Here is a 21,784-nt window from a genome sequence, read left to right as displayed (position 1 = left end):
TTTATTTTTGTTACTGTTAAAAAAAAACACGATTCAATAGTATGACCCCAGCAATCGAATTACTTAAAAAACAAAAAATCCCCTTTGAAGTACTCAGTTACGATCACGATGCAGGTAATAGTCAATATGGGCTTGAAGCTGTTGAAAAGTTAAATTTAGATAGCGCCCAAGTATATAAAACTCTCGTTCTTGAAACGCATGAAAGGCAGCTAATTGTTGCTGTTACTCCTGTGTCGCAACAAGTTAACTTAAAACAGTTGGCAAAATTATGTGGTGCCAAAAAAGTAGCAATGGCTGCCCCGCAAAAAGTTCAAGCTAGCACTGGTTATATTTTAGGTGGAGTAAGTCCACTTGGGCAAAAAAAACGCTTAGCTACGTTTATTCATAGTAGTGCTTCACTTTTTGATACTATTTATGTGAGCGCTGGAAAGCGAGGTTTAGAAATCGCACTCTCCCCAACTAATTTAGCGGCGTTAACTAGCGCTAAATTTGGCGATTTATAGCCTTTATTTTTAAAATTACTCTCCATAAAGGCAATTAACTCAAGTTAAGCAATTTGCTCAATACCTTATTTGTAACTACATTGAGAGTATCTTTATACCGTTAATATTTAATACCAAACGGTATTACACATTTTGTATACGGCTGTTTGTATGAACCTTTTAGATGTAGATTATTTTGCAATACTGGTGGCTGCACTGTCTTCTTTTATGCTTGGCGGCATATGGTACTCAAAAGCACTCTTTAAAAACGCTTGGCTAGAAAGTATTGGCTTAACTGACCTTGATTTACAATCAGCCAATCCTAAGTTGATATTTGGCGGCAGCTTCTTTTTAGTATTTATAGCGGCTTTAATGTTGTCTCTATTTTTAGGTAAAGACGCAAGCTTAGTTGAGTGTATAGGAACAGGCTTTGTAATCGGCTTTTTTTGGATCAGTAGTTCACTAGGATTAAGTTATATATTTGAGCAACGCCCTTTAAAGCTATTTTTAATTAATGGGAGTTACTGTATTTTACAGTTTTCGTTAATGGGGCTTATTTTAGGTATTTGGCCGTAAGGGTTGAGTAGCCGTTAATGCCCAGTTTGATTCTTACCTGAGAGTAGAGTAGGTTTATATAATCGTATTTACATGATTTGGTAGCGGTATTAATGAAAATATTAGTAGTTGATGATATGCCACTCATGCGTCATGTTTTAATTAATATGCTAAGAAAGTTGGAGTATTGCAATATCGTTGAAGCTACAGATGGATTACAAGCTTTGGCTTTATTACGTGACCAGCATTTCGATTTGGTTATTACAGATCTTCATATGCCAAAAATGGATGGCGTTGATTTACTCACAAACATTCGAAAAGACAGAGCCCTTGCCTATATTCCTGTGTTGATGGTTACCTGTGAGGATAGTACAGATAAAGTTAAGCAAGTTATTGCAGCTAAAGTATCGGGGTTTATAATCAAACCTTTTAATATGAATGTACTATCATCTCAATTAAACCGCTTCTTTTTCAAAGATTAGGTTATATTTTTCATCATCATTAAATTATTATGAGCTCACTTTAGTATCCATACCGCGTAAAAATTTTAAAACCCAGTGGTCACCTTTACCCACCTAATACAAATGAGCAATAATACCTAATCATTTTGCGAGGCTAAATGTGTCGCTCCCTGTGTTAAAAAATTCTCATTTAGAACAGTTAAATAGCGAATTTTCGCCTAGCTATCAACACGTTTTTCTACCCTCAAATAGATCACTTAATTAAACGAATTGCTATAAACTGGTATCATAAAGAATAATTTTTTATATAGTACTGAAGGACTTAATGGCAAAACCTAATAAAAAAGGCCCAACTAAAACGGTCGATATTTTTTGCTCTGCTTGTAAAGCTTCCTTATTTAAATATCGAAAAGGAGGCAAAGGAGCATTAGTTAAGTGTTTTAAAGAGCGTATTAGTCAAGACTTTACACAAGAGCCCTGTATTTGTCCTAACTGCAGTCGGCCTTTTGCCCGAGAAGCGATTATTCGTGGTGCACCTGCCTATAAAATAATTGGTGGCAAAGTAACGTTTAAATAATTCAGATACAGTAAAATTTCTTCATACGGACATATGGCCTTGTTAGAATTTACCATATTGATAGAATCGCTCGGTTTGCTGTTTCAATGAATGAAAAAATACCCTCCCCATGGATCGGGCCAGTTTATTGGGTTATTTAAAAATGGATAAAGGATAGTTTCGTGATAGCACTCTTATTTGACATCATAGGTATGACAGGTACTTTTTTAGTAGTTGGTTCATTTTTCTTACTGCAGCTAGGAAAAACGTCTCCATCTAGCCTAACGTATAATATGATGAATTTAACAGGGGCGATTTTGTTGTTAATTAGCCTTTGCTATAACTTTAATTTAGCGAGCTTTGTGATAGAAATATTTTGGATAGCTGCTTCATTAATTGGTTTATACAAATACCTAAAAAACAGATCAGCTTTAGCTACAAATTAATAACGTATTAATTTTGTTCTAAACCTTAAACACTGCAAGCACACCTGTTTGCGGTGTTTTTTGTTTTAGGACTAGATTTAATTAACAAGTATAATTAAATTCATTTGTTAACAAAAAGTTTATATCCCTGCCTCATATAAGTCGTTACACTAGCGACCTTAAATTTTTAGGCTATTTCTCGGGTAGGCCATGTTTACGTTTTCTAAAAAAATAATTACAGTATGTATATTATTAGTATTAATTTTGGTTGTTACATTTTGGATAGGCCGCGCTCACGATATTGAAAAAGCAACAGCTCAAGCGCAGCGTCAGGTTACTCAATTAAATAATTACATTGATACTGAACTCGCTCGTTTTTCGGCTATTCCCCAGCTACTTACTTATAATCAGTTAATGATTGAATTTGCAAACGGCGACCAAGCCCATTACAACGCTATAAATAACTACTTAGCTGATATACAACAAGCCAGTGGTGCATCAGATATATTTGTACTGAATGCCCAAGGCGCAGTAACGGCAAGTAGTAACTGGCAAGCCGACTACACATTTTTAGGCAGTAACTTTGCCTTTAGACCTTACTTTAAGCGTGCATTTGCAGGTGAAAAAGTGGCCTACTTTGCACTAGGTATGCGTTCAAAAGAGCGTGGCATTTATTTTTCGCAGGCTGTTTATCACGACAACAAAGCGGTTGGTGTTGTTGTATTAAAAGTGAATGTAAGCAAATTTGAAAACGACAGAGAGCTTTTAAATACATCTAAAGGTAGCCATTTTTATTTAGAGCTTAGTGATAATGTAATTGCGATGTCTGATATGCAAACATGGCGTTTAAATAGCTTCAGTGAGTTTGATATAACAAAGCGACGTAATATAAAGTTACGCCGTGCTTATTTAGATCATCAACCTGTATATATTAAGCAATTTCAATATAAGAGCCAGGGTATTTCGCATTTCAGAATTAATAAAAACCTTTATGTGAGTGCGACAAAACCATTGCGTTACTTTAGTGCACATATGAACGTACTTGTTGATATTACAAAAGTAAATTCAGCTCAATTAATACGCTTGTTTTGGGCATTTAGTATTTATGCTTTAGTTATGATTGTTGGTTATAGTTTACTTGCTCGTTTTGCGGGTTATAAAAAGCTCGTTTACTCTAGGCATAGTCTTGAGCAAAAAGTGATTGAGCGCACACAAGAGCTTGAGAAAACGCAAGTTGCATTAGTTCAATCAGCAAAACTTGCAACAATTGGGCAGTTAAGCGCAGGTATTAATCACGAAATAAACCAGCCCCTTAGCGCTATGAATACTTACCTAGCAAGCGCCAAACGTTTACTCGCTAAGCAAAATTACACCGCACTTGGCGAAAGCATAACTGTGATTGAGGGGCTTGTAGGTCGCGTACACAAAATAGTGGGGCAGCTAAAACATTTTAGCAAACCATCACAAACTCAATTAAGGCCTTATCCGTTAGCTGGTTTATTAAATAACGCCTTGATGATTGCCAGCTCACAACTAAAACAAGATAACGTACACGTAGAGCAGCCTAATTTAGATAGTGGGTTAATAGTGTGGGTTGATTCACTTAAATTTGAGCAAGTGTTGGTTAACTTAATAACTAACGCGAGCCAAGCTATGAATGGCGCAATAATACGTAAATTAAGTTTTAATGTTGAGTGCTTTGATAATCGAGTAAAACTCTCAATTTTAGATACAGGGCCTGGAATAGAGCAACATGCTTTTGGTAATATTTTCGAACCTTTTTATAGTACTAAAGAAAGTAACGGCTTAGGCCTTGGACTATCTATTTCAAAACAAATCATTGACTCGTTTAATGGCTCTTTAAGTGCGCACAATCGACTGCAAGGCGGGGCTGAGTTTATAATCAGTCTATCAAGCACGCAGGATAAAACAGATGATTGAAAACTCACCGTGTAAGCACATCATTGTAGTTGATGATGAAGCGATGATCAGAGATTCATTAAAGCAATTACTTACTCTCGAAGGCTATACAGTTGAGTGCTTTAATGATGCAAGTACGGCTCTAACAAAGCTTAATCGACGTTTTATGGGCGTTGTACTGAGTGACATAAATATGCCGACAATGGATGGGCTTACTTTGCTTGAGCAAGTCACGGCATTTGATAGTGAACTGCCGGTTATATTTTTAACAGGGTACGCCGATGTAACTATTGCTGTTAAAGCTATGCAATTAGGCGCGTATGACTTATTTGAAAAACCAGTAAACGAAACATTGCTTGATTGCATAGCAAGAGCATGCGACAAGCGTAGCTTAGTGATTCAAAATCGTGCACTAAAACTTGCTGTACAAAAAACCTCAGCGCCGGGTGTAAGAATACTGGGTGATACTCCTAAAATGCAAGATATGATGCATTTACTCAATACGGTTATTGATACCCCAGCTGATGTAATGATTGAAGGTGAAACTGGCACGGGTAAAGAGCTTGTAGCGCGTTACTTACACGATCAAAGTATTCGCTCAGCAAGTAACTTTGTGGCTATAAATTGCGGCGCGGTGCCTGAGCAGTTGATAGAAAGTGAGTTATTTGGTGCTGCAAGCGGTGCCTATACCGGAGCAACTCACACTCGTAAGGGAAAGTTTGAATTCGCACAAGGTGGTACTGTTTTTTTAGATGAAATAGAAAGTACCCCAATGTCGTTGCAGGTTAAATTATTACGCGTATTAGAGGAGCGAAAAGTAACTCCAGTAGGTGATAATAAAGCAATTGAATTAGATATAAGAATTGTTGCAGCCACTAAAGTAGATTTGCTTTTATTAGTTGAAAAAGGTGAATTTAGAGCAGATTTATATTATCGACTAAGTTTGGTAAAAGTAGATATACCACCACTTAGAGCTCGCAAAGCAGATATAGTATTACTGTTTAAGCATTTTAGCTCTATTGCAGCAACACGCTATCACAAGCCGCCAGCACCTCTTAATAGCGAAATACAACAGCGACTCTTAGCGTACGACTGGCCTGGTAATGTAAGGGAGCTTAGAAACCAAGCTGAGCGCGCGGTTTTATTAGGAGTAGAACTTGCTTTTAGTGTTAGCAAAACGCAGGCTAAAGGTGAGCTTTCTCCCGATTTAAGCTTATCTGAAAAAGTTGCTTTTTATGAGCAGTCGTTAATAGAAGAAGCCCTAGAGCGTAACCATGGCAGTATTAAAAATACGATGGATACACTGCAAATCGCTCGTAAAACCCTTTACGATAAAATGAGTAAATACAATTTAAACCGTGATATGTTTATTGACTAAATTGTGTGGTTTATGTGACAACTTCGTTTTTATGGTGTGTGGGAAACCGCACATTTATTCTCTTTTTTATACGCAACACCCATTAACCATCTGAAATATAAAAGTATTTTACCATTGGCAGTAAAGTTGCGTTATTAGGTCTGACAACAAGTAGATTCTAATAATTAGGACACATAATGATAAAGTTTACACACTCTACTATTTTACTCACCTCAATAAGTAGCTTTGCTTTTTACTCGTACACGGCTTGCGCTACTGAATATGATGTTTATGGTAAAGCCGAAGTGCAAATTGCTAATACAGATACGGGTATTATGCGTTACGCAGAAGAAGGCACGCAGATTGAAGCGCCATTTTCGCGTATAGGTATTCAAGGGCAACACAAATTAAATGAATATTTAAACGTTGTTTTTAAATACGAAGTGCAAGTAAAAGGCTTTGAGCAAGATGACACCGAAGAGCCATTTAGTGCAAGGAATACATACCTTGGTTTAAAAGGTCAATTTGGCGAGCTTGTAGTGGGAAGAAATGATACTCGCTTTAAATACTCTGAAGGCAAAGTTGATAACTTTAATGAAACCCAAGGTGACATAGCTCAAGTTATTGCAGGACAAGATAGACTTGGTGATACGCTAACATACACTTCTAAGTATTGGCATAATACGCAGTTTTCGTTTACTTACGCTCCAAAAGACGACAACAAAGATAACGAAGCTGGATTTGCAGCAACCTTTATTTATGGTGATCGAAGCTTAAAAAACACCTCATATTACTTATCATTAAGCCATGTTGATTCTCTTAATAATATTAATGCGAGCCGAATAGCAGCAGCCTATAAATTTGAACAATTACAGCTTGGTGCACTGTATCAGCATTCTGAATCAACAGATGGTATAAAATCAGGTAACGGTTATGTGTTAAGTGCAAGCTATACGCTTGATAAATGGGTACCTAAATTACAGTTTGCTAAAGATGACTCTTTACTTCGTCAAACTTCTGAGGCAACGCAATGGACTACGGGCCTTGACTATGTATTTGATAAGCAAACAACTGCTTACCTTTTATACACCGACCTTAATTTAGAAGAACAAGACGACAGCAGTGTTGCGCTTGGTCTTAAATACAAATTTTAGAGGCCTGCCATGACAGATAATATACTCACGCAAAAACCAGATAAGAAAAGACATTTCCAATGGCTTTTTTTGATACTAGGCCCTGTAGTAATGCTATTAACATGTTTACTCGATCCACCAACGGGTATGTCTGTAGCGGCATTTAAAACCGCAGGTTTAGCATTTTGGATGGCGTCGTGGTGGGTGAGCGAAGTAGTACCAATTCCAGCAACTGCTTTGCTCCCTCTGGTAATATCACCACTGGCTGATATAGCAGCAATTAAAAGCGTGGCTGCCCCGTATGCGCACCCGCTAATATTTTTATTTTTAGGTGGTTTTTTAATTTCTATTGCTATGGAGCGTTGGGGGTTACATAAACGTATTGCGCTAAGCACCATGTTATATGCGGGTAAAAAGCCAAGCTTGCAAATTTTAGCAATGATGCTGGTAACCGCATTTTTGTCGATGTGGATGTCAAATACCGCAACAGCTGTAATGATGCTGCCTATTGCGCTTTCAATTACTAATTTAGTTAAGCAATCAGACCCGAGTAATGAAGGTTTTGGTAAGGCTTTACTGTTATCAATCGCTTATGGTGCAAGTATTGGTGGTATTGCTACCTTAATCGGTACTCCGCCTAATGCTTTAATGGCTGCGTACTTGTCTGATAGTTATCAAATAGAAATTGGCTTTGCGCAATGGATGATTGTAGGCGTACCACTGTCTTTAGGCATGCTAATTATTAGCTGGGTTTGGCTTACTAAATTTGCGTATAAAGTAGATGCTAATATTAAAAACGATCAAAAAATTGATACAAAAGCGGTGTTTTCAACGCAGTTAAAAAGCCTAGGTATAATGCAGCGCGCCGAAAAAGGCGTGTTATTTGTGTTTGTTTTAGCAGCACTGTGTTGGATATTTAGACCTTTATTAGGTGATATAACAGGTCTTAATATTTCAGATACTACTATTGCAATTGCAGCGGCATTGCTGTTGTTTGTAATGCCAGCGAATAAAGGCAAAGATGAGCGTATCCTTGATTGGGAAAGCGCAGCTAAAGTGCCGTGGGGCGTTTTATTATTATTTGGTGGCGGGCTTACACTTGCATCTCAAATTAAGTCATCAGGGCTTGCTGAATTTATTGCTCACCTAATTGAAGGCGCCAGCACTATTCCACTTGTTATGAGTGTACTTGTTGTTGTGGCATTAATTACGTTTTTAACTGAGATCACAAGCAATACAGCAACTGCAGCTGGCTTTCTTCCTTTGTTAGGGCCCGTTGCAGAGTCTATAACAGGTTCACCATTGGTTTGGGTTATTCCTGCAGCTATAGCGTGTAGTTGTGCGTTTATGATGCCGGTAGCGACACCACCAAATGCTATTGTGTTTGGCTCAGGGCAAATTCAAATGCGCGACATGATAAGAGCGGGCTTTGTGCTAAACATTGTGGCTATTGTATTAATTACGTTGGTTACAATGACGATTGCAGCCCAAGTATTTGGCTTTTAAAGCTGAACTAAATTAGTTCTAACCAACCTATGCCAGAGTAGCTTTGTTTATATTTACAGTTTTAAACAAAGCTACTCTTTATGCTTATTTATATTGCTTAAGAAGCTCTTTTTTAGATAATTAGTGTTATTGCTCGAAAAACAGAACAAGGTTATAGTCGTTAATAACTTTAAAAATTGAGTAACCTATTTTGAGCACTGAGACATCACAGGCAATGCCTTTAATTCCCCAGTTTGATGAATTGCAAAAAAGCTTTCTCGAAACGCCTTACTTGCCAATTGATAAACGTCTCGTTTTATTGAAAAAACTCCGTGTACGTATTGTTGAACTTGAGCAAGAGCTAGTAGATGCTGCTTCAAAAGACTTTGGTTACAGAACCGCTTTCGATACTTTACTAGGCGATATATTACCTACAGTGCAAACACTCGCGCACATTATTAAAAAACTGCCAAAATGGGCAAAGCCAAGTAATCGCTCTGTGGGTTTAAGCTTATGGCCTTCAAAAGTAAGTGTTAATTATCAGCCCAAAGGTGTGGTTGGTATTATTGCACCGTGGAATTACCCTATTCAGTTAGCGTTAGTACCTGTGCTTACCGCCATAGCTGCCGGTAATAGAGTGATGCTTAAATTAAGCGAATTCACACCTCATACAAACGCCGTTATCGAAAAAATATTTAAAGATGATCTGCAAGCTCATTGTAAAATAATACTAGGGGGGAGTGATGTTGCAGCACAGTTTTCATCACTGCCATTTGCTCATTTATTATTTACGGGTTCTACGAACGTAGGTAAATTAGTAATGGCGTCAGCGAGTCGTAATTTAACGCCGGTAACGCTTGAACTCGGTGGTAAATCGCCAGTTATTATTACGCAAAATGCCGATATTAAAAAAGCGGCACAAGCCTTACTGTTTGGTAAAATGGCCAACGCAGGGCAAATATGCGTTGCACCCGACTACGTATTTGTACCCAAAGAGCTTGAGCATCAGCTTATTCAGCAATTATGCGAGTTGTATAAAAAGCATTTTAAAGACGGTGTTGAAGGTAAAAACTTAACTTCTATCATTAGCGATGCGCATTATAAACGTTTGGCAACCTACTTAGAGCAAGCCCAAGAACTGGGTGCAAACATTATTAAGCCACTTGAACACAATCAGCAAGACGAAGAAAAGCATCGTATGGGGCTGCATTTAGTGACTCAAGTAACTGACGAAATGCAGCTTATGCAAGATGAGTTATTTGGTCCAATACTGCCAATAATGAGTTATGAAAAGCTCGACAGCGCAATTGACTATATTAAAGCTCATCACCACCCATTAGCGCTTTATATTTTAGGCCAAGATAAGCACGCTCAAGAATACATTATGAAGCAAACAATCAGTGGCACTGTGGCAATAAACGATACCTTAGTGCAAGTAACTGCTGACGATGCTCCTTTTGGTGGTGTAGGCCATTCAGGAATGGGGCATTATCATGGTATAGAAGGTTTTTTAACGTTTAGCCATGCTAAAAATACGTTAGTATCGGGCTCGTTTAATCCTCGCATTGTTATGCTACTAAAACAAAGCAAACTTATTATTAAGCTTCTAAAGTGGCTTTACATAAAATAATAGGGTGCTGATTTGGTAAAGTTGAATAGGTGTTAACTTGCTAATCAAGATATATTAAAAAGGCTGAATTACATTATGTAATTCAGCCTTTTTTAGATTAGTTTAAAGCTACGGTCTTAAACTCTAAAATAAGACTTTAAAATAAGCGACCTTCGCCAGCATAGGTACCCACTTTTATTTTTGCATAAATGGCATCGGCTTTTTCTTTAGCTGCTTCAATTTCTTTAGGCAGCATTTTACGCTCATCAAGTTTACGGCTATGACTCGCTTGCATATTACCGTTGTACTCAGCGATAGTATTCCAAATATATGACTTTTCAAGATCTTTTGGCATACCTAGTCCTTCAAAATACATGAGGGCTAAATTAAATTGCGCTAAAGAGTAATTGTTTGCAGCTGCTTTTTCGTACCAGTTACGTGCCGCTTCATAGTCTCGTGTAGCACCCACGCCATTAGCGTACATTACGCCCAAATTAAATTGAGCTGCAGGTAAATTCTTCTTAGCTGCTTTTTCAAATAAGGTAACTGCCATTTGATGATCAAGTTTTACGCCTTTACCTTCATCGTATAAAACAGCTAGAGCAAACATCGAATCAGCATGGTTCTTTTTAACGCCTTGTTGATAAAGCGCAGCTGCTTTGCGGTAATCGCGTGTTACACCGTATCCACCTTCGTATAATTTGGCTAGTTCGTAAATTCCTGGCGCAAAACCTTTATCTGCTAGGTATTGGAATTCTTTTAGGGCGACTGCAAATTCACCTTCGTTAGCTGCTCTTATGCCATCTTCTAATGTTGCATGAGCGAAAGGGCTGGCAAGTAAAACGCCAGCAAGAATGAGTGCTTTTAAATTAAACTGTGACATATTAATGCCTCCAATTATTAATAGTTTCGATAGATTTTAGGGCCAGTACATTTTTTAGATTAAATATCCACTGCTATTTAGGCTCGCCCTTGAGGCGGTTTGCTCTTTGTTGCTCGGTTTTTTAATGAGCTTACTAAGTTACAAACTTCGCGCGGCGATTAAATAGCGCCTAGATAGAACAGATTTAATCCTAAAAGGTCAACAGGCCATAGTTAAATGCTAATTTATTAAATTTTTGCACTATTTGCACATTATAAACGTTTAATACCCAATACATTTATGTAAAGACTAAATCGGTTACTATAAATAGATGCAAAAAAGGGTGTCTACTGTTATGTTTTACGCCAGCTTTAGTGTAAACGCAAGGCGGTACCTTATAAGATCGTGCGTATAAAATGTAAATAACACCGCGGTGGACTTTCAAGGTAAGTAAATGAGTTTAAGAAGTGTAAGATACAGATTTTATAGAAAATTTAAAGATATAAAAAAAGCCCGTTAGGGCTTTTTTGAGTCATATTAACCGTCACTAATATGAGCAATGTAGCAAGTAAATGTGATATTTGGTGTTATTACTTGGGTCGAGTAAGTAATACCACGAAGCGGCACGTTCTTCTTTTAATGTGTCAGCATCCTTGCTGAATATCCTTCCATAGGCACTGAGGTCGGTACACTTTGTTTCTGATAATGATTATTAGTTAGATTACCGCGCAAGTCAATACTTAAATGATAATTATTATCAAATAAGATTTTCATGATTATAAAATTTAAAATAAGGAAAGTGATGCTTAATAATCTTAAAGCTAAAAAAGTGATAAATGCATGCTTTGCTATCAGCATGGTATTTTTGTGTAGCTGTTCAGCCTCATTCACTTATAACAACTTGAGCTGGCTTTCGTCATTTTGGGTAGATGATTATATTGATTTAAATAAAACACAAAATAAGCAGCTCAAACAGATTATTAACACGACCCAAGCGTGGCATAGAAGTACGCAGCTACCAGCCTACAAACAAGACATTCAAAATATTAAGGCACTTTTTAACACCACACTAAGCAACGATCAGTTAAAAGAGCAGGTGGTTTTTGCTAAAAAGCATTGGCAGAACCTACTTGAATACGCGCACATGCCTTTAGCTGAGCTTGGGGCAACCTTATCAAGTGAGCAAAGAGAAGAACTTTTAAACAATATTCAAATAAAAATTAACGACGAACGTGAAGAGTTTAACGAACAAACCCCGCTTGAGCGAAAAAGTGAGCGTTTGGAAGAGCAATTTGAATACTACGAGCAGTGGATAGGCAAGCTTAATAAACAACAAAAAGCGCTGATTAAATCAACTAATGAGCAACATCAAGACTCAGGAGCGCTGTGGTTAGAGTACAAGCAAACCCGTTTGAATGCGGCCAAACAGGTATTTACAAATGCTGAAATTACAAAAAAAGAATTTATAAATCAGTTGAGTACAGTTATTAAAGAGCGCGAACTATATATGAGCGACGCACTATTGAAAGCCAATGAAGCAAACTTAGATTTATATATAAATTTACTCTACGAATTAAACTCAACCTTAAATGATAAACAACGCCAAAGCGTTAATGATCAATTTGATGAGTTAATTGAGACCTTAAACGATATAATAAAAAACTAAATTGTGCGTGAATTATTAAGTTTTAAATTAGCTGTTTAGGCTGATTTGTTTTTAAACGCAAAAATGCTTTTTAAAGGGCAATATATGGTTACAGATTTGAAAAGTATCTTAAACACTTGGTATCCCAACAGGGACAACCAAGAATGGGTTTTAGCTACTTTGTACAAAATTGAAGGCTCTAGCTACAGAAAGCTAGGTGCTATGATGCTTATTTCGAGCCTAGGCGAGCGCTTGGGGATGCTTTCGGGTGGCTGTTTAGAAGCTGACATACAACGCCATGCTAAACAAGTAATGAGTAGTTTAAGCAGTAAAACCATTAGTTATGATGCCACCGATGAAGACGATTTAACATTTCAACTTGGCATTGGTTGTGGGGGCATAGTACATATTTTACTGCAGCCCATTCACAAAGCTAATGACTATTTACAGTTAGAGCTTGTATCTAAAGCACTTAATGAGAATAAACCAGGGCGATATCTTCAACAAGTAAGCCCCATTTTGCCAGCCGGTAGTGGTGTATTTACGCAAAATAATGAGTTGCATGGCTTATCAATGAACCGCAAAGCGCAGTTGGTAGAATTACAAGGCGCTACGTGCTTGCAAACCTCTATTTATCCACCGCCCCACCTATTAATAGTAGGTGGTGGAGCAGATGCAGTTCCGGTTTATACATTTGCCAAACAACTTGGTTGGAGTGTAACGGTATGGGATACACGCGCGGCTAATGCAAAAAGACAATATTTTAAAAATGCAGATGCTATTTTGCGCATCACACCGAGTGAGTTAAAAGAATATTGCATAACTAATAAAGTCGATGCGGCTATTTTAATGGCTCACAGCGTTGAACTTGACGCCAGTACGTTGGCTCAATTTAAAGATGTTCCGTTTAAATATATAGGATTATTGGGTCCTAAGCACAGACGTGAACAAGTTTTAGAGCACGCAAATACGCGTGTTTCACAAATTAAGTCTCCTGTTTTTGGGCCTGTCGGTTTAAATTTAGGCGGCGACTCGCCAGAGAGTATTGCACTATCGCTGATCAGCGAAATACATGCAGTGCTGTGTGATAAAGATGCCCAATCACTAAGTCATTGGGGGCAAGAGCCGTGCTAATTGCAAAAGTTGTTTTAGCCGCAGGTCAATCATCTCGCTTTAACGGCTGTAAATTAACAGCTGATATTGGCTTTGGCAAAACAATGATTGAGCATGCTGTAAATACACTTCAAGCACTTGATGACACGCCCGTGTATGTAGTTACCGGGGCATGGCATAAAGAAGTAGCGCAGGCACTGGCAGGTTATCAAAGCATAGAGCTGATTGAGAACAAGCAATGGAGCCAAGGTTTGGGTAATTCAATCGCGACAGCTTCTCAAACTGTGTTTAAAAATAAGTCCTTTGATGGGATTTTATTTATGCTTGCGGATCAGGTTGAGCTAAAAGTAGCGCACTTAAGTGAGCTAGTTACTGGTTTTAAACGTAATCCATCGCGCTGGTGCGCAAACTATGGCGAGCGTTTAGGTGTACCCGCTATATTCCCAGCGGTTGATTTATCTCAGCTTGCAAGCTTAACTTCAGATAGAGGTGCGCAGCAATTACTGCGTTCCAGCAGTGAGGTCGTTAATACAATTAGTTTAAGTAGTGCGAGTGTAGATATAGATACTCAAAAGCAGCTAAGTAATTTTATAGCTAAAAATGAGTGAAAAAGTAGTCGTAGGGCAAAATAATTTTTAGCTGCGCTAACGCTTTAGTGCAGTGGTTATGGTATTAAGCTGTTAATGTAGCTGATGCGGTAACTATATGTGTTATGGATTAGTAGTTACAACAATCTTAACTGTTATAACCTGCGTTTAAATTAAACAATTTAAACGCAGGTTATAAAGCTTAATCAAGGGGCAAGCTATGGTGACGTTTACAATTAATGGCAAGGTGGTTGAATCACACGCAAGTGAAGATACACCATTATTATGGGTTATTCGCGATGAAATTGGATTAAAAGGTACGAAGTTTGGTTGCGGTATTGCAATGTGTGGTGCGTGTACGGTGCATTTAGATGGGCAAGCAACTCGCTCCTGTGTTTTACCAATTGGCGCTATTGCAGGAAAAAACATTACCACAATTGAAGGGCTTAATAACGAACACCCACTTCAAAAAGCATGGGTTGAAGAGCAAGTACCACAGTGCGGTTACTGTCAGTCGGGGCAAATAATGCAAGCTGCTACATTACTGGCAGCTAATCCAAGTCCTTCAGATGAAGAAATAGTAAGCCATATGAATGGTAACTACTGTCGCTGTATGGCTTATAAACGTATTAAAACTGCTATTCAACGCGCTGCAGATGAGTCACAAAGTGTAGTAAATATATTTGATCCAAATGCACAAGACGCTTAACTGGAGCCGATAATGAAAAAATTATTTCAAAAAAATAGCGAAACCGTTAATTTAAATCGTCGCTCGTTTATGATTGGCACTGCTAGCGCAGGCTTAGTCATGGCGTTTGCCCCTGCGTTATTTTCGGGTTCGCTCAGTGCAAAAGAATCAATTGCGCAACAGGCTTTCTCACCAACAATTTGGTGGACTATGAGCACCGACGGTGCCGTAGAAGTGAGTATTGCTAAAGCTGAAATGGGTCAACATATCGGTACTGCTCTTGCGCGTATTGTGGCTGATGAACTTGAATGTGATTGGGATAAAGTATCAATTACCTACGTAGATACTCATGAAAAATGGGGCTTTATGGTAACGGGTGGTTCATGGTCTGTATTTCAAAGCTTTAAGCCATTATCTCAAGCCGGCGCTGCGGGTCGAATTGCATTAATAGAAGCTGGAGCTAAAATGCTCGGCGTGCCTGCAGACAAATGTCGTGCTGAAAAGGGCTATATTATTTCAGGCGAAAAATCGGTTAGTTACGCAGACATAGTTAAAAAAGGCGAGTTTAATCGTACATTTACCAGTGATGAAGTTGCAAACCTTCCACTAAAACCGGCTAATAAACGTCATTTAACAGGGCTTAAACAAGACTTTAAAGCGCTTGATATACCAGCCAAAACAAATGGTACAGCAGTATATGGGATAGATGTAGAAGTTGAAGGCATGCTGTACGCGCGCCCAGTTATTCCACCAACTCGTTATGGCAGTACAGTAACAAATGTTGACGATAGTGCAGCAAAAGCAATTAAAGGTTACAAAGGCTATGAAATTTTAAATGACCCTAGTAACACAGTGCAAGGCTGGGTTGTTGTATTAGCTGATAGTTACCCAAGTGCCATTAAAGCAGTAGATGCTTTAAACGTGAGTTACAAAAAGGGTGAGTCGGCAAATATATCTGAAGCTGATATTCAAAAAGAAGGTAAGCGATTATGCGAGCAACGCGACTCGGGTACTTTGTTTGTTGATGAAGGCGATATAAAGAAAACCCAAGCAGACGCTAGTGAGTCGTTAGAATCAATGTATACCACAGCGACAGCGAGTCATTATCAGCTAGAGCCATTAAATGCGGTTGCAGAGTTTAAAGACGGAAATTGGATTATTCATACCGGTAACCAGTGGCAGTCACTTACGTTACCAGCGCTTGCTAAAGCACTCGATATAGAACAAAACAAAGTAATTATTCGTCCTTATTATTTAGGTGGTGGTTTTGGTCGTCGATTATTTGGTGATTGGACTGTACCTGCGGCTCTAACTGCAAAAGCAGTAGGTAAACCAGTAAAACTGGTATTTACACGAGCAGACGATAGTTTATTCGATCAGTCTCGCTCCGCATCTGCTGCAAAAATGACGGCGTCGTTTGATAAAAATGGTACCTTCACAGGAATGGAACATGCATTTGCCGCTGGTTGGCCTACTAAAGCTATGGCACCAGGGTTTTTATCACCGGGTGTTGATGGCAAAGGTAAATTTGATGCATTTTCGGCATCAGGCGCTGATCATTGGTATAGCATGAGCAGTCATCGTGCACGCGCTATTAATAACAAAGTTGCACAAAGCACCTTTAATCCAGGTTGGTTACGTTCAGTAGGGCCAGGTTGGATTGCATGGAGTCTTGAGTCGTTTATTGATGAAATTGCCCATAAGCAAGGCAAAGATCCTGTTCAATTTAGAATTGAAATGTTAGATGGTAAAGGCAAGCAAGCGGGTAAAGCACCTGAGAGCGTTGGCGGAGCACTGCGCTTACGTAATGTGCTTAAAACGGTGTCTGACAAAGTAGCTTCTGTAAAATTAGCGAAAGACGAAGGCATTGGTTTTTCTGTAAGCTCAGGGCAAGAACGTACCATGCCAGCATGGCTTGCAACCGCAGCGCATGTTCACGTTAACCGTGATAGTGGTAAAATAACGCTGAAAAAGCTTTATGTTGTTGTAGATGCGGGCTTAATAGTTCACCCAGATGGCGCACTGGCGCAAATTGAAGGGTCGTTACTATGGGGCAGCAGCCTTGCATTGCATGAATCAAATACGTATAAAGATGGGCAAGTATCTGCGACTAACTTTAATACTTATTTACCGCTAAGAATGCAAGATGTGCCAGATATGGACATCGAGTTTTTACAAAGCGATGAGTTTCCAGTTGGTTTAGGTGAGCCTGGCGTGATAGGAGTTGCTCCTGCTATTGGTAATGCAGTGTTTAATGCTGTAGGCGTGCGTTTACGTGACCTACCAATGAAGCCAAGCGAACTTAAAAAAGGCTTAAAAGCGTAAAACAAAAATAATTAAAGGGGTATGCTTTATGCAGCCCCTTTTAGTTATTAAATATATTTATGTAATTATTATTTATGTATCAATAGGTAGCGTTGTTTATACCAGTTTGCTTAATTAAACGATTAAGTATTATTGCAAATTGGTATTAGGTTGTTATTACGTGTTGATATTAGTTAAGGTTTATTTATGCTAATCGACCCAACAGGGCGAGAGTTTAGTTACCTACGTTTGTCTATTACGGATGTATGTAATTTTAAGTGTGTTTATTGTTTACCAGATGGTTATCAGGGCGGTCACGACCGTGGCTTTCTCACAATTGATGAAATTAGCAATACGCTTAAAGCGTTTGCACACCATGGTATTGAAAAAGTAAGGATCACTGGCGGAGAGCCAACCCTTAGAAAAGACTTTATAGATGTTGTTCGCGCGGCAAAAGATGTTGCGGGCATAAAAAAAATTGCAATGACTACCAATGGTTTTTCTCTTCATAAGAATATTCATGACTGGGTAGATGCAGGCTTAAACGCCATTAATGTAAGCATTGATAGCTTAGATTCGCGCATGTTTAACACCATTACTGGGCATGACAAATTTACCTCAGTAATGAAAGGTATTGATACTGCGCTTGAAACGGGTATTGATTCAGTAAAAATAAACAGCGTGCTGATGAAGCAATACAACGCAAAAGAGTTTGATACATTTTTAAATTGGGTTAAACACCGCCCCGTCACCATCCGCTTTATAGAATTGATGCAAACAAACGACAACAAAGCCTTTTTTGATGCTAACCATGTTTCTGGGCAAGTTTTAAAAACTCAGCTACTACAAACGGGCTGGCAGCAAGTTGCGCGTAGTGCATCAGCAGGTCCTGCTCAAGAGTTTGCGCATCCTGATTATCAAGGCAGAATTGGTTTAATAATGCCTTACAGCAATGATTTTTGTAGTACCTGTAATCGACTAAGGGTTACAGCAAAAGGAAATCTGCACTTGTGTTTGTTTTCTGAAGAGGGTATTTCGCTAAGAGAATATATGAACGACAGTTCAAACAGTGAATTAATGGCATTGTTATCTCGTTATATTAAAACTAAGAAGCCAACTCATCTTTTGCATCAAGGTAATACGGGCATCACCACTAATTTATCTATGTTAGGTGGTTAATTGTTAGAGCTAATTTGTAAACAAAAACATCAAACGTGTCCCTAAATCACCAATAAAAGGGTGTGTTTACATGGTTTTAGAGCAACAAAGCTTGTTAAATTGTATTTTCACGTTAAACTTACTTTTTATTTTTATTAAGTGATTAGAATGGATATCGCAGCCCTTAATAGCACTAAATCATTAAGAAAGGACGTTCTAAGAGGAATGTGCCTTTGTTTTGGTGTTTTATCGGTTGGATTTGCGAGTGTTAATTTGACCGTAAATAATTTTCCATTGCTAGGCTATATCGAAATCTGTTTTTCTATTTATTGTATATTTACTTATATTTCACTTAAACGCCGTCCACTACAGTTTTGGCAATCCTTAATAATGTGTGCACTGGTAACGTTAATTATTATTATAGGTACATCCTTAGCAACGCCTAGTAATGGTGTGTTTGTATGGTCGTTTGCATTACCTATTTTGTACTACCTGTTACTAGGTAAACAATATGGTGTAATTTTCTCTGCAAATTTATTAGTGATCCAAGTGTTTATTTTAGGGAGTAAGTCTACACTTGCCCCCTTTGAAACTTTTAACTTATCTCTTAATCTACTCTGTGCTTATTTAAGTATTTGGGCGATTTCTCATGTTTTTGAAGGGAGCCGCTCACATTTTTCAAGGCGACTTAAAAATTTAGCGTTACTTGACCCACTAACGGGTGCAGGCAATCGCCTTTCAATGAACCACTACTTTGAAGTTGAACTACAAGATAAGTCACAGTTATATTTGTTTTTACTCGATTTAGACTTTTTTAAGCAGATAAATGATGAGCATGGCCATGGTGTCGGTGACCAAGTACTTATCGAAGTGGCCACTTTACTAAGGGTTGTGCTTGGTAGAGGGTATGTATTTAGAGTAGGCGGTGAAGAGTTTGCTTTATTTAGCTCTTTTGCAAATGAAGAGACTGCACTTAATACCGCTGAACAAATAAGAGCACGTTTTGAAAATACCACATTTGACATTGACGGCCTTGCAATCAATGTTACAACCAGTATTGGTGTCGCAAAATTTAAAAGTACCAATTCATTGGAAAGCTTTGTAAATCAAGCTGATAAACAGTTATACAAAGCAAAGCAATTTGGTCGCAATAAAGTGTATTGTAAGTTTAAAAAAGAAAATGATTACCAGGCAGTCGTTGCGTAAGTCGTGCTACTTAGTACATTTGTTCAAAGTTAGGGATCCCGTTTTCCCAAATCGGTTTATCTTTTCCTAAATGCTCGCGTACAGCATCAAAAAATAATCGGGTTCTTACTGGTAAATCTCGATGCGGATATACGGCATACATCGCGCTAAACTCCATCAGTTTTACATCGGTCAATAAAGGCACTAACTTACCTTGTATTATTTCATCACCAATAATAAATGCAGGTGCGACAAAGTAAGTTGTGCCCGACAATGTTTTCATTAACAATGATTCTGCATCGTTTGCACGAAACACACTTTTTATTTTTTGCTCGCAGCGTTCACCTTTACTATCGTAGTAATCTATAGCTTCTACTCGAATAGAATTACTGGCATAGCTTGCTGCTGGTAATTGCGCTAACTCTTCCATTGTTTTTGGCATACCATAAGTTTCAATAAACTGTGGCGCAGCTAAAATTAATAACCGGTTACGCGCTATTTTACGTGCAATAAGTGACGAGTCTTTAGGCTCTCCTACACGAAAAGCCAAATCAAATCCTTCAGAGACAATATCAACTAATCTGTCGTCTAAACGCAGTTCGACTTCTACTTGCGGAAAGCGTTTTTGAAAATCATTAAGCACAGGTTGTAAATAACGACGACCAATAAGTGTTGATGAAGTGATTTTTAAAACGCCGCGCGGCTCTAAATGGTAGTTTTCAGCCATGCGCACGGTTTCGCCGAGCAGCTCTCTAAGCTCAGCGGCTTTTTTGATCATTTCGGCGCCCGCCGCTGTGAGCGAAAATGAACGGGTAGTTCGGTTAAGTAACCTAACGCCTAACTCATCCTCTAAACGGCTAATTTGTTTAGATATAACAGAGCGATCTATGTTGCGTATTTCAGCAGCTTTAGCAAAAGAGCCTTGCTCAACTACTTCAAGTAACATTAAAAGTCGACTTGTTGTATCCATTATTACACCTTAACTAATCTATTGATGCCATTTTGGCATTAATGAATTTAAAAATCTATGGTTTTTACACACGGGTTTAATCCGTATTATGCGAGGCTAATCAACAATGGAGCGTCTTCATGAACAAACATCTAATTGCTGCTGCACTTACTGCGGCCTCTTTTACACTTGCGGGTTGTGCTGATGAGAGCACAGCTCAATCAGCACCTGCACAGCAACTTCAACCAATTGATGTAGCACAGGTGCTTGTTAAGCCGGTACAGAGCTGGCACACATATACAACTCGTTTAGAGTCTCCACAAGAAGTTGCTTTAATGCCGCGTGTATCAGGAATCATCGATAGCATTGAATTTAAAGAAGGCGATGTGGTTAAAGAAGGCGATGTTTTATTTCAATTAGATGCTCGCCCATTTGCAGCGGTTGTTGCAAGCTTAAAAGCACAAATCAATAGCGCAGAAGCCGCACTTGAACAAGCTAAAAGTGAAGACAAACGTGCGGTACGCTTATTAGACCGTAAGGCAATCTCAACTGAGCAAGCACAAGCGCGTACTTCAACACTGCGCCAACGCGAAGCACAGCTTTCTGCACTTCAAGCACAACTTACTTCAGCAGAGCTTGATTTAGAGTTTACGTCAGTAGTATCACCAATTGATGGCATTATTTCTCGCGCAAATATTACCAAAGGTAATAACGTACTTGCGGGTCAAAGCGTATTAACATCGATTGTTTCAAACCAAGCTATGTACGCTTATTTTGATGTTGATGAACGCACATGGAATAGCTCTTTCAATGATGTTACTGCTGCGAGCCACCAAACTGTTGTAATGCAAAAAGTCGGTCAAAGTGATTTTGCATATAAAGGCTACATTAACTTTATCGATAACCAAATTAATTCATCAACGGGTACATTACGCGTACGTGCGGTATTTAATGAAGACAACAACCAATTACGCGCAGGCTCGTTTGCACGTATTAAGCTTGCAGCCAACTCTATTAGCGACGCTATTATTATCCCAGAACGTGCAATTGGTACTGACTTAAAAAATCGCTTTGTACTAACCGTTGGCGAAAACAACGTACTTGAATACAAACTAATTACTATTGGTGAGCGTTACGGTGCATTACGTGCGGTTACTTCAGGCCTTAACGAAGGTGATGTAATTGCTGTAAATGGTCCTGCTCGCGTAGGTCCTGGTATGCCAATCTCTCCTCAAACAGTAACAATTGATACAAGCGGTGTGGCATTTACATTGTCAAACGACAACGCACAACTCGTGGCTAAGCAATAA

General features: G+C 38.6%; 20 protein-coding genes. 18 read left to right on the top strand and 2 right to left on the bottom strand.

Annotated elements, in window-relative coordinates:
* Nucleotides 1–41: 41 nt before the first annotated feature.
* From ybaK to H5092_RS08120, 10 genes are all read left to right on the top strand, one after another.
* Entirely contained in the window at nt 42–503 is a 462-nt protein-coding gene (ybaK, locus tag H5092_RS08165) for a Cys-tRNA(Pro) deacylase (RefSeq protein WP_182716874.1), read from the top strand.
* Between the two features lie 150 nt (nt 504–653).
* A complete protein-coding gene (locus H5092_RS08160) occupies nt 654–1,058 on the top strand; it encodes a DUF1761 domain-containing protein (RefSeq protein WP_002959069.1) in 405 nt (134 codons plus the stop codon).
* A gap of 92 nt (nt 1,059–1,150) precedes the next feature.
* Nucleotides 1,151–1,519, top strand: coding sequence for a response regulator (locus H5092_RS08155; protein WP_182724016.1), 369 nt, complete (start codon nt 1,151–1,153; stop codon nt 1,517–1,519).
* A 304-nt stretch (nt 1,520–1,823) separates the two neighbouring features.
* Nucleotides 1,824–2,075, top strand: a complete 252-nt coding sequence (locus H5092_RS08150) for a hypothetical protein (protein WP_024595559.1) — start codon at nt 1,824–1,826, stop codon at nt 2,073–2,075.
* 161 nt (nt 2,076–2,236) lie between these two features.
* Complete coding sequence (locus H5092_RS08145; protein WP_024595558.1) at nt 2,237–2,500, top strand: hypothetical protein; 264 nt, start codon at nt 2,237–2,239, stop codon at nt 2,498–2,500.
* 189 nt (nt 2,501–2,689) lie between these two features.
* Complete coding sequence (locus H5092_RS08140; RefSeq protein ID WP_182733289.1) at nt 2,690–4,420, top strand: ATP-binding protein; 1,731 nt, start codon at nt 2,690–2,692, stop codon at nt 4,418–4,420.
* Nucleotides 4,413–5,777 carry a sigma-54 dependent transcriptional regulator gene (locus H5092_RS08135; protein WP_182712321.1) on the top strand — a complete coding sequence of 455 codons (1,365 nt, stop codon included), beginning with the start codon at nt 4,413–4,415 and terminating at the stop codon, nt 5,775–5,777. The genes H5092_RS08140 and H5092_RS08135 overlap by 8 nt, the downstream gene beginning before the upstream one ends.
* A 176-nt stretch (nt 5,778–5,953) precedes the next feature.
* Nucleotides 5,954–6,910 (top strand): porin, encoded by a 957-nt coding sequence (locus tag H5092_RS08130; protein WP_182693761.1) that lies wholly within the window; start codon nt 5,954–5,956, stop codon nt 6,908–6,910.
* Between the two features lie 9 nt (nt 6,911–6,919).
* Nucleotides 6,920–8,395 carry an SLC13 family permease gene (locus tag H5092_RS08125; protein WP_182695174.1) on the top strand — a complete coding sequence of 492 codons (1,476 nt, stop codon included), beginning with the start codon at nt 6,920–6,922 and terminating at the stop codon, nt 8,393–8,395.
* A 214-nt stretch (nt 8,396–8,609) separates the two neighbouring features.
* On the top strand, nt 8,610–10,004 hold the full coding sequence (locus tag H5092_RS08120; protein ID WP_404936174.1) for a coniferyl aldehyde dehydrogenase: 1,395 nt from the start codon (nt 8,610–8,612) through the stop codon (nt 10,002–10,004).
* 136 nt (nt 10,005–10,140) lie between these two features.
* Here the strand turns inward: H5092_RS08120 and H5092_RS08115 are convergent, their stop codons facing one another.
* The gene (locus H5092_RS08115; protein ID WP_182733287.1) at nt 10,141–10,866 is read right to left on the bottom strand and encodes a tetratricopeptide repeat protein; all 726 of its coding nucleotides are present in this window, start codon (nt 10,864–10,866) and stop codon (nt 10,141–10,143) included.
* 781 nt (nt 10,867–11,647) lie between these two features.
* On the opposite strand from H5092_RS08115, the gene H5092_RS08110 reads away from it, so the two are divergent.
* The 7 genes from H5092_RS08110 to H5092_RS08080 all read left to right on the top strand — a co-directional run bounded on the left by H5092_RS08110 (nt 11,648) and on the right by H5092_RS08080 (nt 19,546).
* Nucleotides 11,648–12,511 (top strand): DUF6279 family lipoprotein, encoded by an 864-nt coding sequence (locus H5092_RS08110; RefSeq protein WP_182733286.1) that lies wholly within the window; start codon nt 11,648–11,650, stop codon nt 12,509–12,511.
* Nucleotides 12,512–12,595: 84 nt separating this feature from the next.
* The gene (locus H5092_RS08105) at nt 12,596–13,624 is read left to right on the top strand and encodes an XdhC family protein (protein WP_182733285.1); all 1,029 of its coding nucleotides are present in this window, start codon (nt 12,596–12,598) and stop codon (nt 13,622–13,624) included.
* On the top strand, nt 13,618–14,211 hold the full coding sequence (locus H5092_RS08100) for a nucleotidyltransferase family protein (protein ID WP_182695170.1): 594 nt from the start codon (nt 13,618–13,620) through the stop codon (nt 14,209–14,211). Before H5092_RS08105 ends, H5092_RS08100 begins: the two co-directional genes overlap by 7 nt.
* 199 nt (nt 14,212–14,410) lie before the next feature.
* Nucleotides 14,411–14,899 carry a (2Fe-2S)-binding protein gene (locus H5092_RS08095; protein WP_007582016.1) on the top strand — a complete coding sequence of 163 codons (489 nt, stop codon included), beginning with the start codon at nt 14,411–14,413 and terminating at the stop codon, nt 14,897–14,899.
* Between the two features lie 12 nt (nt 14,900–14,911).
* Nucleotides 14,912–17,203 (top strand): xanthine dehydrogenase family protein molybdopterin-binding subunit, encoded by a 2,292-nt coding sequence (locus tag H5092_RS08090; protein ID WP_182733284.1) that lies wholly within the window; start codon nt 14,912–14,914, stop codon nt 17,201–17,203.
* Nucleotides 17,204–17,389: 186 nt separating this feature from the next.
* The gene (gene moaA, locus H5092_RS08085) at nt 17,390–18,361 is read left to right on the top strand and encodes a GTP 3',8-cyclase MoaA (protein WP_007582018.1); all 972 of its coding nucleotides are present in this window, start codon (nt 17,390–17,392) and stop codon (nt 18,359–18,361) included.
* Nucleotides 18,362–18,508: 147 nt separating this feature from the next.
* Complete coding sequence (locus H5092_RS08080) at nt 18,509–19,546, top strand: GGDEF domain-containing protein (RefSeq protein ID WP_182733283.1); 1,038 nt, start codon at nt 18,509–18,511, stop codon at nt 19,544–19,546.
* Nucleotides 19,547–19,556: 10 nt separating this feature from the next.
* On the opposite strand, the gene H5092_RS08075 is transcribed toward H5092_RS08080, so the two are convergent.
* On the bottom strand, nt 19,557–20,495 hold the full coding sequence (locus tag H5092_RS08075; RefSeq protein ID WP_076925596.1) for a LysR family transcriptional regulator: 939 nt from the start codon (nt 20,493–20,495) through the stop codon (nt 19,557–19,559).
* 119 nt (nt 20,496–20,614) lie between these two features.
* On the opposite strand from H5092_RS08075, the gene H5092_RS08070 reads away from it, so the two are divergent.
* Nucleotides 20,615–21,784: an efflux RND transporter periplasmic adaptor subunit gene (locus tag H5092_RS08070; protein ID WP_182733282.1), complete on the top strand. Its 1,170-nt coding sequence runs from the start codon at nt 20,615–20,617 to the stop codon at nt 21,782–21,784.

This window comes from Pseudoalteromonas sp. SR41-7, from assembly GCF_014163935.1.
GTDB classification, from domain to species: Bacteria; Pseudomonadota; Gammaproteobacteria; order Enterobacterales; family Alteromonadaceae; genus Pseudoalteromonas; species Pseudoalteromonas distincta.
Note: the sequence above shows the minus strand (reverse complement) of the source record. Positions and strands in the feature narration are given on the sequence as shown.

Bases quoted from the DNA above. Each gene is read 5' to 3' on its own strand.
- ybaK (WP_182716874.1), top strand. From the start codon at position 42: ATGACCCCAGCAATCGAATTACTTAAAAAACAAAAAATCCCCTTTGAA.
- H5092_RS08160 (WP_002959069.1), top strand. From the start codon at position 654: ATGAACCTTTTAGATGTAGATTATTTTGCAATACTGGTGGCTGCACTG.
- H5092_RS08155 (WP_182724016.1), top strand. From the start codon at position 1,151: ATGAAAATATTAGTAGTTGATGATATGCCACTCATGCGTCATGTTTTA.
- H5092_RS08150 (WP_024595559.1), top strand. From the start codon at position 1,824: ATGGCAAAACCTAATAAAAAAGGCCCAACTAAAACGGTCGATATTTTT.
- H5092_RS08140 (WP_182733289.1), top strand. From the start codon at position 2,690: ATGTTTACGTTTTCTAAAAAAATAATTACAGTATGTATATTATTAGTA.
- H5092_RS08135 (WP_182712321.1), top strand. From the start codon at position 4,413: ATGATTGAAAACTCACCGTGTAAGCACATCATTGTAGTTGATGATGAA.
- H5092_RS08130 (WP_182693761.1), top strand. From the start codon at position 5,954: ATGATAAAGTTTACACACTCTACTATTTTACTCACCTCAATAAGTAGC.
- H5092_RS08125 (WP_182695174.1), top strand. From the start codon at position 6,920: ATGACAGATAATATACTCACGCAAAAACCAGATAAGAAAAGACATTTC.
- H5092_RS08120 (WP_404936174.1), top strand. From the start codon at position 8,610: ATGCCTTTAATTCCCCAGTTTGATGAATTGCAAAAAAGCTTTCTCGAA.
- H5092_RS08115 (WP_182733287.1), bottom strand. From the start codon at position 10,866: ATGTCACAGTTTAATTTAAAAGCACTCATTCTTGCTGGCGTTTTACTT.
- H5092_RS08110 (WP_182733286.1), top strand. From the start codon at position 11,648: ATGCTTAATAATCTTAAAGCTAAAAAAGTGATAAATGCATGCTTTGCT.
- H5092_RS08105 (WP_182733285.1), top strand. From the start codon at position 12,596: ATGGTTACAGATTTGAAAAGTATCTTAAACACTTGGTATCCCAACAGG.
- H5092_RS08095 (WP_007582016.1), top strand. From the start codon at position 14,411: ATGGTGACGTTTACAATTAATGGCAAGGTGGTTGAATCACACGCAAGT.
- H5092_RS08090 (WP_182733284.1), top strand. From the start codon at position 14,912: ATGAAAAAATTATTTCAAAAAAATAGCGAAACCGTTAATTTAAATCGT.
- moaA (WP_007582018.1), top strand. From the start codon at position 17,390: ATGCTAATCGACCCAACAGGGCGAGAGTTTAGTTACCTACGTTTGTCT.
- H5092_RS08080 (WP_182733283.1), top strand. From the start codon at position 18,509: ATGGATATCGCAGCCCTTAATAGCACTAAATCATTAAGAAAGGACGTT.
- H5092_RS08075 (WP_076925596.1), bottom strand. From the start codon at position 20,495: ATGGATACAACAAGTCGACTTTTAATGTTACTTGAAGTAGTTGAGCAA.
- H5092_RS08070 (WP_182733282.1), top strand. From the start codon at position 20,615: ATGAACAAACATCTAATTGCTGCTGCACTTACTGCGGCCTCTTTTACA.